Origin of the sequence: Flavobacterium haoranii (assembly GCF_009363055.1) — a bacterium.
Taxonomy (GTDB): Bacteria; Bacteroidota; Bacteroidia; order Flavobacteriales; family Flavobacteriaceae; genus Flavobacterium; species Flavobacterium haoranii.
The window spans coordinates 811,380-824,319 of record NZ_CP045292.1; the positions used below are offsets into that span (position 1 = coordinate 811,380).

Annotated in this window: 9 protein-coding genes, 3 tRNA genes and 1 pseudogene; 6 read left to right on the top strand and 7 right to left on the bottom strand. The window is 29.1% G+C overall.

All coding sequences use genetic code 11. The features are described from left to right. Nucleotides 1-86 precede the first annotated feature (86 nt). From GCU34_RS03980 to GCU34_RS03990, 3 genes are all read left to right on the top strand, one after another. Nucleotides 87-170 (top strand) — tRNA-Ser (locus tag GCU34_RS03980). A 12-nt stretch (nt 171-182) separates the two neighbouring features. Next, a tRNA-Pro gene (locus GCU34_RS03985) sits at nt 183-257 on the top strand. Between the two features lie 13 nt (nt 258-270). Next, nucleotides 271-344 (top strand) — tRNA-Arg (locus GCU34_RS03990). 51 nt (nt 345-395) lie between these two features. On the opposite strand, the gene GCU34_RS03995 is transcribed toward GCU34_RS03990, so the two are convergent. The 7 genes and pseudogenes from GCU34_RS03995 to tsaD all read right to left on the bottom strand — a co-directional run bounded on the left by GCU34_RS03995 (nt 396) and on the right by tsaD (nt 6,184). After that, nucleotides 396-956: a hypothetical protein gene (locus GCU34_RS03995; protein WP_072783887.1), complete on the bottom strand. Its 561-nt coding sequence runs from the start codon at nt 954-956 to the stop codon at nt 396-398. A gap of 2 nt (nt 957-958) precedes the next feature. Beyond that, nucleotides 959-2,137, bottom strand: coding sequence for a class I SAM-dependent methyltransferase (locus GCU34_RS04000; RefSeq protein ID WP_072783885.1), 1,179 nt, complete (start codon nt 2,135-2,137; stop codon nt 959-961). After that, the gene (locus tag GCU34_RS04005) at nt 2,137-3,225 is read right to left on the bottom strand and encodes an AI-2E family transporter (protein WP_072783884.1); all 1,089 of its coding nucleotides are present in this window, start codon (nt 3,223-3,225) and stop codon (nt 2,137-2,139) included. The genes GCU34_RS04000 and GCU34_RS04005 overlap by 1 nt, the downstream gene beginning before the upstream one ends. Before the next feature lie 17 nt (nt 3,226-3,242). After that, entirely contained in the window at nt 3,243-3,752 is a 510-nt protein-coding gene (locus GCU34_RS04010) for a TrmH family RNA methyltransferase (protein WP_072783882.1), read from the bottom strand. 3 nt (nt 3,753-3,755) lie between these two features. After that, a pseudogene (locus tag GCU34_RS04015) lies at nt 3,756-4,393 on the bottom strand (DUF4159 domain-containing protein). After that, entirely contained in the window at nt 4,394-5,098 is a 705-nt protein-coding gene (locus tag GCU34_RS04020) for a 16S rRNA (uracil(1498)-N(3))-methyltransferase (RefSeq protein ID WP_072783878.1), read from the bottom strand. 60 nt (nt 5,099-5,158) lie between these two features. Continuing rightward, nucleotides 5,159-6,184 (bottom strand): tRNA (adenosine(37)-N6)-threonylcarbamoyltransferase complex transferase subunit TsaD, encoded by a 1,026-nt coding sequence (tsaD, locus tag GCU34_RS04025; RefSeq protein ID WP_072783876.1) that lies wholly within the window; start codon nt 6,182-6,184, stop codon nt 5,159-5,161. Between the two features lie 187 nt (nt 6,185-6,371). Here tsaD and GCU34_RS04030 point away from each other — a divergent pair, with 187 nt between their 5' ends. The 3 genes from GCU34_RS04030 to gap all read left to right on the top strand — a co-directional run bounded on the left by GCU34_RS04030 (nt 6,372) and on the right by gap (nt 12,937). Further along, the gene (locus GCU34_RS04030; protein ID WP_227658728.1) at nt 6,372-10,784 is read left to right on the top strand and encodes a translocation/assembly module TamB domain-containing protein; all 4,413 of its coding nucleotides are present in this window, start codon (nt 6,372-6,374) and stop codon (nt 10,782-10,784) included. Nucleotides 10,785-10,908: 124 nt separating this feature from the next. Continuing rightward, nucleotides 10,909-11,895: a 6-phosphofructokinase gene (pfkA, locus tag GCU34_RS04035; RefSeq protein ID WP_072783872.1), complete on the top strand. Its 987-nt coding sequence runs from the start codon at nt 10,909-10,911 to the stop codon at nt 11,893-11,895. Nucleotides 11,896-11,926: 31 nt separating this feature from the next. Further along, on the top strand, nt 11,927-12,937 hold the full coding sequence (gene gap / locus GCU34_RS04040; RefSeq protein WP_072783870.1) for a type I glyceraldehyde-3-phosphate dehydrogenase: 1,011 nt from the start codon (nt 11,927-11,929) through the stop codon (nt 12,935-12,937). Nucleotides 12,938-12,940: the final 3 nt, after the last annotated feature.

A 12,940-nucleotide genomic window follows, 5' to 3' on the forward strand; every position in this document is an offset into this window, starting at 1 on the left:
AAAAAAAACAAAAAAAGTGTTGTAAAATAGCTTTGTTTACTATACATTTGCAACCGCAAAAAAGATAAGTTCTTATATAGATTAAAGGAGAGGTGCCGGAGTGGTAACGGAGCAGATTGCTAATCTGTCGACGGGTAACTGTCGCCAGGGTTCGAGTCCCTGTCTCTCCGCTTTATTTTTTTCGGGGTGTAGCGTAGCCCGGTCATCGCGCCTGGTTTGGGACCAGGAGGTCGCAGGTTCGAATCCTGCCACCCCGACAATAAAAATAATGGTTGCGTAGCTCAGCTGGATAGAGCAACTCACTTCTAATGAGTAGGTCCCAGGTTCGAATCCTGGCGCGATCACAAAAAAAGCCTAGCATTTGCTAGGCTTTTTTGTTTTTTATTATTTCTCTTTTATTCTATACACTTCAAGTATTCCATAAAATATTTTGAAGGATAAAAAGTTTCGTTTAAAATTTCAGAATGAAATTCACTTTTTACATTATAATCTACTTTTTCACCGGCATATTGAACTCTTATGATTGATATAGGTGATTTTTTTAATTCTTCGTAATTGGTTTTAGTAAAAACAAAATAACCGCTTAAAACGCGAATATTTGCTTTATCTTCTTCGTTATATGATAATGTGGAACAAACATTTTCATTTATGCTTTTCAATGTTACATATTTTCCATTTTCTAATTGAAAAATTATTCTAGAAGATAAATCAAAACATTTTGATGGAATAAATAACGAGTTTTTTACAACAATTTGTATTGATAATGTTGGTACACCATTATTCTGAATTAATTTAAAAGAAATCAATTCTCGTGTAGTTCCAAAAACTTTTTCGTAAATCAGTTTTTCGGGTAAAATTCTTAAATAAGTTGAATCTGTTTTTTCTTCAAATTCATATTTACAATTGTTCTGTGAGAATAATAGAGTAGGGAACAACAGTATAAAAATCCATTTCATAATTAAATTTTTTCACAAAGTAACACTATTTTTTGGTTTTCAATATTTGTTGTAAAAAAAGCAAAAATTGTTCCACCATCAGTAATTTTAAATTTCTTTTTTATATCATCTGGTTTTAAAGGAAAGTTTCTGGTAGTCACATTCATTTTTTGCTTTTGTAAATACTTCTTACTGTTTTCTTTATCAAAATTAAAACATGTATTTATCTTAAACTTTCTACCTTGAAAATTTACAAGTTCAGTTGAAGTATAAAGATGTGAATGCTGATGCAGTTTTTTTACATTAAAAACAGAACCAACACTATCAAATTTCCCTGATTTCATTAACGCTGCATTCGGTTCATATAAATAATCATTTGGTAATGAATAGGAACTTTTAGAGTTATCATTTAGCGGAATTTTAGTTTCAAACACTTCATCTTTTTCAAGATTTACTGCAACAATATTGATATCATCTACGAAATCTTTTTCGATTTCCCACAAAATTTCTTTGACTTCATTTTCTAAAGCAATGATGTAAATATTTTTTACAAAATTTAATTCAGATAAACCTGCTTGAATATCTAAAATAGGAGCTGTTTTTACCAAAATTCTATTAGAATATTTTAAATAAAAAGGCAAAAGTTCGGGTAAATTTGGTTCGCAATCTTGCAACATAAAAACTTTACCTTTAGCTTCATTTCGTCTTGAAGGATCTAAATAAATTAAGTCAAATTTTGTATTTAATTCTTCTAAAATTTCAGTACTATTTCCGTTAATACAATTAATATTTTTAACCTTTAAAGCTTCAAAATTATGCTTTACAATTTCAGATAATTCTGAATTAATTTCACAATGTACTACTGTTTGAAATCTTTTAGAAAAGTAATAATCATCAATTCCAAATCCACCCGTTAAATCAATTATAGATTCACCTTCAAATAAAGATGCTTTGTATTCTGCGGTTTTTTCAGAAGAAGTTTGCTCAACAGAAATTTTACTTGGGTAAATAATATTTTCTGAAGAAAACCATGTAGGAAGTTTCGTTTTAGCTTTTTGTTTAGAAAGAATTTGTTCCAATAATTTACTGTAATCAACATTAGGAAATGGATTTTTTTTAAGCGCTAAATTTTTAACATCTGCGTTTAAATTATTGGTAATAAAATCTTGAATTTCAGGATTTAGAAAATTGTTCTGCGGCATTATAATTCTCTCGTTAAAGCTTTAACTACTTTGTTGTTTGGAAAAAATTCCTTTGCAATTACTTTAATTGCAGTATAAGCAGGAACAGCAATTATCATTCCGGTAACTCCAAATAAAGTTCCCGAAGCTAAGATTACTAAGAAAATTTCTAAAGGATGTGATTTTGTACTTTTTGAAAAAATAATAGGTTGACTAAAATTGTTATCTATTAACTGTACAATTCCCATTCCAATTAAAACATAAGTAAGTGTTGGTAAAACATCATTCGTAAAATCATCACCAATTCCACTTAATAAAATTAAACTCGATGCTACAATCATTCCCAATAAAGGTCCTAAGTAAGGAATGATGTTTAAAATGGCGCATAATAATGCAATAATAAAAGCATTCTCTACTCCAAAAATTAAAAAAACAATTAGATAAAGAACTAAAATTATAAATAACTGCAACATTAAACCTCCAAAATAACGCGTTAATAAGTTTGATATTGAACTCAAAGCCGTTAAAATTTTATCTTTTTGCTTTGAAGGTAATACATAATCAAATCTGTTTGAAAATTGCTCACGTTCTTTAAGAAAGAAAAAAGAAATGAATAATACTGAAGCTAAACCAATTCCTATGTTTCCAACGATAGTTACAATTGAATTAAAAATATTTGGTATAAAATCTAAATTAATACTAGATAATAATTTATTAGTTTCTAATGCACCAGATGCATTAATTCCATGTGATTCAAGATAAGTCGTTATAGAGTTAATAACTTCATTATAATTACTCTCCATTTTATCAATATCTAATAATGATAAATTTTGACCTTGAGAAACAAGTAAAGGAACAAATAAAAATAAAATGCCAATTATTAAAAGTAAAAAGAGCGAAATTGTTGTAACAACTGCTAAAGTATTTTTAAATTTTAATTTTGTTTTCAAAAAGTTTACAATAGGATTTGCAAGCAACGTAAACAAAATTGAAATAATTACATAAACTAAAATCGATGATAATTTAAAAATAAGATAGCCACTTAAGCAAATAATTGCTAAAATGAAAATGGTTCTTAATAATCCTTTTGAAAGTTCTTTTGAAGTCATTCTCAAAAATACAAAATTTAAATATTTTTTTTAGTGATTTCATACAAAGCAATACTCAAACTTTGTACAACATTCATACTACTGTTTTTACCAAACATGGTAATATGATAAGATGCTGATGTAATGTTTAGAAATTCATTTGAAACACCATAAATTTCACTTCCTATGATTATTACTAAAGGTTTATTATTTAAATCAATCTTAATATCTTGCAAAGGTTTACTAGACGAAGTTATTTCGATAGCGATAATATTACAATCAGTCTCGGTTAATTGATGAATTACTTCTTGCTTATCAAGAAATATTTCATAATCGACTTGTTTGTGGGTGTTTCTTGAAGTTTTGTTTATTTTTCTTTCAGAAAAAACGAAATTTTCACCTGTAAAAATGATTTTTTCGACACCAAAGGCATCGCAAATTCTAAAAATACTACCAATATTTTGTTGGAAATAAATTTCATCACAAATTACTATTATGGGAAATTTTTTCTCTTGAAAAGCTGTATTATAATGATTTAACTGTTCCAATAATTAATTATTAAAAACATAATTAATAATATTTGCTCCCATTTGTAAAGCTTTTAATCGTATTTCTACAGGATCATTATGCACTTCATAATCTTCCCAACCATCTCCTAAATCGCATTCGAAAGTATAAAGTAGCACTAATCGATTTTCTATAAAAATACCAAAAGCTTGTGGTCTTTTCTTGTCGTGTTCGTGAATTTTTGGTAATCCACTTGTAAATTTATACGGACCTTGAAATATTAGATGATTTACCGGAACTTCAACTAATTCGTTATTAGGAAATATTTTTTTATCTCACGTCTAATATATTCATCCATTCCATAATTATCATCAATATGTAAAAAACCACCTGCTAAAAGATAATTTCTTAAGTTAATAATTTCATTTGGAGCAAACACCACATTTCCATGACCAGTCATGTGTATAAATGGGTAAGAAAAAATATCGGAACTTTCTGCAGAAACAGTAGCTGGTTTTGAATTTAGAGTAGTTTTTATATTCTGATTACAAAATTGAATTAAATTAGGCAGAGATGTAGGATTTGCATACCAATCGCCACCTCCAGAATATTTCAACAAAGCTACTTCTTGAGCCAAGCAAATAGAAGATGCTAATAAAAAGAAATAAAGTATTGTTTTCATTTACTCATTAATTAAAGCTACTGTATGACAAGCAACTAAAGCAGCAGTTTCAGTTCTTAAACGTGTATTTCCAAGCAAAACAGGATGATAATTGCTCGAAATTGCTAATTGAATTTCTTTTTCAGAAAAATCACCTTCGGGTCCAATCAAAATTACGTAATTTTGGTTAGGCGTAATGCTTTTTTTTAATTGCTTTCTTTCTGTTTCGACACAATGAGCAATATATTTATTTTCACAATCTGTTTTTTTTATAAAATCTTTAAAGCTAATGGGTTCATTTATTTTGGGTAAAAAGAACTGATTAGATTGTTTCATAGCAGATTGAATAATTTTTTCTGCTCTATCTATTTTATAAACTTTACGTTCAGAATGTTCGCAAATAATTGGCGTGATTTCTTGAATGCCAATTTCGGTTGCTTTCTCTAAAAACCATTCAAATCGGTCGTTCATTTTTGTTGGAGCAACCGCAATGTGAAGGTTGTAATTTGGCTTTTCAAATTCTTGAATTTCAGTGATTTTTACTTCACATTTTTTCTCGGAAGCAATAGTGATTTCCGAAATAAATAAAAAACCTAATCCATTTGTAATAAATATTTTATCGTTTTCTTGTTTACGTAAAACTTTAACTATATGTTTGCTTTCTTCTTTATCGAAAGAGAAAAAAGAATCAGTGTTTTTTATATCGGCATTATAAAATAATTGCATCTGAAAATTACGAATTTAGTAGTTTGAAATTATGAAAGATAAACTACAAATAATTAATATTTAAAACTCAATTCTTGCTTTTGAAACCACTTTAGAATCGCTAAAATTATTTTCTAAAAAGTTATAATAACCTACTATTCCAATCATAGCTGCATTATCTGTTGTGTATTCAAATTTTGGAATATAGGTTTTCCAACCATATTTTGATTCTGCTTCTTTCAATGTTTTGCGAATTCCTGAATTTGCAGAAACACCGCCACCAATTGCAATTTGATTAATTCCAGTTTCTTGAACTGCAATTTTTAATTTATCCATTAAAATAGTAATGATAGTATGCTGAATAGAAGCACAAATATCGGCTTTATTTTCTTCGATAAAGTTTGGATTTTGAGCAACATTTTTTTGGATAAAGTACAAAATTTGAGTTTTTAAACCACTAAAACTAAAATCTAAACCATTGACTTTTGGCTTAGTAAAAGGAAAAGCTTTGGGATTTCCTTCTTGAGCAAATTTGTCAATTAATGGACCTCCAGGATAAGGCAAACCTAAAATTTTAGCCGATTTATCGAATGCCTCTCCAACAGCATCATCAGTAGTTTCTCCAATAATTTCTAAATCAAAAAAACTATTCACTTTAACGATTTGAGTATGTCCGCCGGAAATAGTTAAAGCTAAGAAAGGAAAAGTTGGCTTATCAAAACCTTCTTCGTGAATAAAATGTGCTAAAATATGTGCTTTCATATGATTGACAGCAACTAACGGAATATCTAAAGCTAAACTTAAAGATTTAGCAAAAGAACCGCCAACTAACAATGATCCCATTAAACCTGGACCTTGTGTAAAAGCGATACAATTTAAATCGGTTTTATTAATACCTGCTTTTTTTAACGCTACATCAATTACAGGTACAATATTTTGTTGGTGTGCTCTAGAAGCAAGTTCAGGAACAACACCACCATATTCTTCATGTACAGCCTGACGAGCAACAATATTAGACAACACTTTGTCGTTACATAAAACAGCAGCAGAAGTATCATCGCATGAACTTTCTATTGCAAGTGTATAAACTTTGTTTAAATTATTCATTTTAGGCACGAAAATTGCGTGATTACAATTGTAATAATCTTACAAAAATCCTTATTTTTGTTAATTAATACAAGATCCAATTAAAAGAGCAAATTTACAAAATATTACCGCTATCAAAAAAATAAAGAAAATATTACTTCGCAGCATTATTTTTCTGCTATTGTTTTTGCTCTTCATGGGGGTTTTATTGTCATTACCTTTTGTTCAAACTCAATTAGGAAAAGTAGCTACAAATAGCTTGAATGAGGAATTTGGAACTGATATTAGAATTGGTAGAGTAGCAATTTCTCCATTCTTAACTGTTAAACTTGGAGATGTTTTAGTTAGAGATCATCATAAAGACACTTTGTTTTATATAAAACGTCTTAATACTTCCATTTTAAATTTTAAAAAACTATACGATAATGGTCATCCATATTTGGGAGATGTAGGTTTACATGGATTAGATGCTCGAATTGTTCAATATAAAAATGAAGATGAAACTAACCTAGATAAATTTGTTGCAGCTTTCGATGATGGAACACCTTCATCTGGAAAATTTAGAATGAGTGTTACAACTTATGACGTTTACAACAGTCGTTTTAGATATATTGATGAGAATTTAGAAAATCCTAAACTGTTGGATTTTACTCAACTTAATGGAAAATTAAACGATTTTTTCATTAAAGGTCCCGATGTAACTACAAATATTGAAAAACTATCTTTTAAAGATCATCGAGGCTTAGTTGTTGAAAATTTAGCAGCAGATTTTACTTATACTAAAAGAAATATTCTTTTAGAAAATTTAGATGTTCATTCAAAAGAATCTCACGTTAAAGGTAGAGTTGAGCTATTGTATAAAAGAGAAGATTTTGCAAATTTTAATGATAAAGTTAGATGGCAAGCAGATATTAAAGAAAGTGTCATTGCATCTAATGATCTAAATTACTTTTATGACGAATTTGGAAAGAATAATAAATTCAAATTAGAAACAGAACTTAAAGGAACATTAAACAATTTTATTACACATAATTTACATTTAACTGATTCTTATAATTCGGAAATAATTGGTGATGTTAATTTTAAAAACTTATTTAAAAAAGGTGAATCTTTCTACATAAATGGTGATTTTGACAAAATACATTCAAATTATCAAAATTTAGGCAAAATATTACCAAGAATTCTTGGCGATAATTTACCAAGTTCTTTGGCTAAACTAGGGGAAGTAAATGTTTCAGGTCTAATTGAGCTTACAGATAATTACATAAATTCTAATGTTGATTTAAATTCAAATATTGGTTCGGTAATAGCTGATTTATCGATTCAAGATTTTGGTAATATTGATAATGCGAGTTATAAAGGAACCTTAGATTTAAATAGCTTTAACATTGGAGTTTTATTAAATGATTCTTCATTTAAAAATGTAACTGCAAATGTTTTGGTTAATGGTAAAGGATTTACTCAAAAGTATTTAAATACTTTAGTAGAAGGTCATATAGACCAATTATATTTTAACGGTTATAATTATACAAATATTGATATTGATGGTGCTATGAAGATGCCTTATTTTAAAGGTTATTTTAATAGTAATGATCCTAATTTAAGAATGGATTTTAAAGGACTTCTAGATTTAAGTTCAAAAGTTCAACAATACGATTTTACTTCTCACATAGATTATGCCGATTTAAATCTTTTAAATTTTAATAAAAACGATAGCATATCAATTTTTAAAGGAAATATAAGTTTAAAAGCAAAAGGAAATTCATTTGATGATTTAGCTGGAATTGTAAATTTGAATAATGTTTCGTACCAAAACAGCAGCAAGCAATTTTTCTTTAACGATTTCAATCTACAATCAGAATTTGATGAAAATAAAATACGAACCATAACGGTAAATTCTCCAGATATTATTGAAGGTAAAGTAGTAGGAAAATACAAAATCAAAGAAGTTAAAAAGATTGTTGAAAATGCTGTTGGTAGTTTATATGCAAATTATTCACCAAATAAACTTGAAAAAGGTCAATTTTTAGATTTCGATTTTACGATTTATAATAAGATTATAGAAGTTTTTGTTCCAGAAGTTTCAATTTCTGAAAACACTAAAATAAAAGGAAAAATTAGTGCCGATGATGGTAAATTTACATTTGATTTCACTTCGCCGAATATTTTAGCTTACGGAAATAAATTCGACAATATCAATATCGAAATCGATAATAAAAATCCATTATACAACACTTATATTTTAATGGATTCTATTCGAACAAAAAGGTATAAAATTTCTGATTTTAATTTAATTAACGTTACACTAAACGATACACTTTTTGTACATACAGAATTTAATGGCGGAAATAAAAATCAAGATCAATACGCTTTAAACTTATATCATACAATTAACGAAGATAAAAAGTCTGTTGTTGGTTTTAAAAAATCAGAATTAAAACTAAGAGAATATCTTTGGTTCATTAATGAAAACGAAACAAACGATAATAAAGTTGTTTTTACAAAAGACTTAAAAAGTTTCAATTTCGAAAAACTAAGTTTGTCTCACAACAATCAAAGAATGAGTTTCTTTGGTAAAATGATAGATTCTACTTATAAAGATTTAAATTTAGCTTTTCACGATGTCGATTTAGAAAAAATTGTTCCAGCTATAGATAGTTTAGAGTTTAACGGTAAATTAAACGGTTTTGCTACACTAAAACAAAACAAAAATGTTTATAAACCGGAGTCAAATATTAAGATTGAGAGTTTCCAAATTAATAAATATCCTCTTGGAGATTTAACTTTTAATATTGAAGGAAACGAAGCATTTAATCAATTTGATGTTGATGCAGCACTTACTCAAGACGATGAAGAGAAATTTTATTTAGACGGAACACTTGATTATATCAATAAACAAACTCATTTAAAAATGGAAGCTGGTTTCGATGAATTTCAACTGGCACCATTCGGACCATTATTAAGTAGTATTGTTTCAAATGTTAGAGGAAATGCAACAGGAAGAGCAACTATTAGAGGGTTAATCACTGAACCAGAAGTTGATGGTAGGTTGTATTTAAATGATTCAGGATTAAAAATTCCATATTTAAATACCGATTATAATTTTGAAGAAAACGCAATTGTAGATGTAACAGAGCATCAATTCTTATTCAGAAATATTAGAATAACAGATTCTAAATACAATACAAATGGTGTATTACACGGTAGTGTAAAACATGAAGTTTTTGATGATTGGGAAATTGATCTCGAAGTAAAATCAGATAATCTATTAGCACTAGATACTAATGACGGTGAAGACGTTTATTATTATGGTACTGCTTTTATGAACGGTTTTGCTACAGTGAAAGGTCCAACAGATGCCTTGGTAATTAATGTTGTAGGAGAATCAGAAAAAGGAACTTCTATTAAAATTCCTGTAAGTGACGGAGAAGAAATTGGGGATAATTCTTTTATAAATTTTATTTCAGAACAAGAACATTTTAATGAAATTAAAGGAATCGTAACTTCTAAAAATAAATATCAAGGTTTAGAGCTAGATTTTGATTTTGATATTGATACAGATGCTGAAATTGAAGTAATTCTTGATAGAAACTCTGGGCATTCCATGAAAGGTCGTGGTTATGGATCGATGAAGATGGAAATTAATACATTAGGTAAATTCTTAATGTATGGTGACTTTATCGTAGTTGATGGTGAATATAAGTTTAGATACGGTGGACTTATCGATAAAAAATTCACTGTAAAAAGTGGTGGAACTATCCGTTGGGAAGGGGAACCAATGAACGCTATTTTAAATTTAGAAGCAGTTTATAATACTCAAGCAAATCCAGCAGTATTATTAGAAAGTGCGTCTTTTAATAGAAAAGTAGATACTAATGTTTCAATCTTAATTAATGGAAGTTTAAGTAATCCTGAACCTGATTTTAATATCGATTTTCCAAATGTAAGTTCAGTATTAAGAAGCGAAATAGATTATCGACTACAAGATAAAGATACACGTCAAACACAAGCTTTAGCATTATTGTCTACTGGTTCATTTATGACAGCTGAAACGGCAGGAAATGCAGCTTACGGTCCATTATTTGAAAGAGCAAGTTCCCTGTTTAGCGATTTATTTTCAGATGAGGATAGTAAACTACAATTAGGTGTCGATTACAGTCAAGGAGATCGTCTAAATCAAATTTCTGATAGAGTAGGTGTCACACTTCAAACAAAGATAAGTGACAAAATTTCTATAAACGGAAAAGTTGGAGTTCCAGTGGGTGGAGTTACCGAATCGGTTTTAGTGGGTAATGTAGAAATTCAACTGCATTTAAATGATGATGGTACATTGAAAGCTCATGTTTTTAATCGAGAAAATGATATCAATTACATAGGAGAAGGCATTGGCTACACACAAGGTTTAGGTATTACTTACTCCGTAGATTTCGACAATTTAAAAGAGTTTATCCAGAATATTTTTCCTAAAAAGAAACAACAAACCGATAATAGTTCAAATTCCGACGATTTACCCGATTCAGAATTCTCACCAGAATACATCAACTTTATAAACGATCGTAAACACAAAAAATCGTCTGACTTAAACGAAAACGAACAACAAAGAATTCCTGAAATAGAGTAATTTTCACTCATTTTTTAGAAAGTTATCAACGAAATCGTTTGAATTTCATTAATAATTTATTTTAAAAGAGAATCTTATGATTTTCTCAAATTCCTTTACTAAATTTACAATAATAAATAAAAATATGACTAATAAAATATCAAAAATTGCGGTTTTGACATCTGGAGGTGATGCTCCAGGAATGAATGCTGCAATACGCTCAGTAGTAAGAACTTGTGCATATCATAATGTGGAATGTATAGGTGTTTATAGAGGTTATCAAGGTATGATTGAAAATGATTTCAAAGAGATGGGACCTCGTTCTGTAAAAGATATTATTAATAAAGGTGGAACGGTATTAAAATCTGCTCGCTCTAAAGAATTTATGACTGTTGAAGGCAGAAAACAAGCTTATGAAAATTTAAAAAATCAAGGAGTTCAGGCTTTAGTTGTAATTGGTGGAGATGGTTCTTTTACTGGTGCTGAAATTTTTAATAAAGAATTTGGTATCCCTGTTATGGGAATCCCAGGAACTATTGATAACGATATATATGGAACAAGTCATACACTAGGTTATGATACCGCTTTAAATACAGTTGTTGAGGCAATCGATAAAATTAGAGATACTGCAAGTTCACACAATCGTTTATTCTTTGTAGAAGTAATGGGACGAGATGCTGGTCACATTGCTCTGAATACAGGGATAGGTGCAGGTGCGGAAGAAATTTTAATTCCTGAAGAAGATTTAGGTTTAGAACGTTTATTAGATTCTTTAAAAAGAAGTAAAGAATCAGGTAAATCTTCAAGTATTGTAGTAGTTGCAGAAGGTGATAAAATTGGTAAAAATGTATTCGAATTAAAAGAATATGTAGAAGAAAATATGCCAGAATATGACGTTCGTGTTTCAGTATTAGGACACATGCAACGTGGTGGTTCTCCTTCATGTTTTGACAGAGTTTTAGCATCTAGATTAGGAGTAAAAGCAGTTGAGTCTATTTTAGAAGGAAAAACAAACTATATGGTTGGCTTGTTAAATGATAAAGTATGTTTAACACCACTTGAACAAGCGATAAAAGGCAGTTCAGAAATTGATAAAGAATTATTACGAGTATCAGATATAATGACAATTTAATTTATAAATAAACAAACTAAAAGAGAGAAATATGTCAAAAGTAAAATTAGGTATAAACGGTTTTGGTAGAATTGGCCGTATTGTTTTTAGAGAATCAATGAATAGAGATAATGTAGAAGTTGTAGCTATTAACGATTTATTAGATGTAGAACATTTAGCATATTTATTAAAATACGATTCAGTACACGGAAGATTCAACGGAAAAGTTGAAGTTAAAGAAGGTAAATTATATGTAAATGATAAATTTATCCGTGTAACTGCAGAAAGAGATCCAGCACAAATTAAATGGGATGATGCAACTGTAGATGTTGATATCGTTGCTGAATGTACAGGTTTCTTTACAACTAAAGAAACAGCAAAAGCTCACATTGCTGGTGGTGCAAAAAAAGTAATTATTTCGGCTCCATCTGCTGATGCTCCAATGTTTGTAATGGGAGTTAACCATGATAAAGTAACTGCAGAAGATGTAATTGTTTCTAATGCTTCTTGTACAACAAACTGTTTAGCTCCTTTAGCAAAAGTAGTTCACGATAACTTCGGAATTATTGAAGGTTTAATGACAACAGTTCACGCTAGTACATCAACTCAAATGGTTGCCGATGGTCCTTCAAGAAAAGACTGGAGAGGTGGTCGTGCAGCTTCTGTAAACATTATTCCATCTTCTACAGGTGCAGCAAAAGCTGTAGGACAAGTTATTCCAGAATTAAATGGAAAATTAACAGGTATGTCAATGCGTGTACCAACTGTTGACGTTTCTGTAGTAGATTTAACAGTAAGATTAGAAAAAGAAACTACTTATGATGAAATCATGGCAGTTTTAAAACAAGCTTCTGAAACTTCAATGAATGGTGTTTTAGGATATACTGAAGATTTAGTTGTTTCTCAAGATTTCGTTGGAGATTCAAGAACTTCTATCGTAGATGCTAAAGCTGGAATTGGTTTAAGTTCAACTTTCTTCAAATTAGTTTCTTGGTATGATAACGAATATGGTTATTCAAGTAAATTAATTGATTTAGCAGTTCACATTGCTTCAGTTAATTAATTA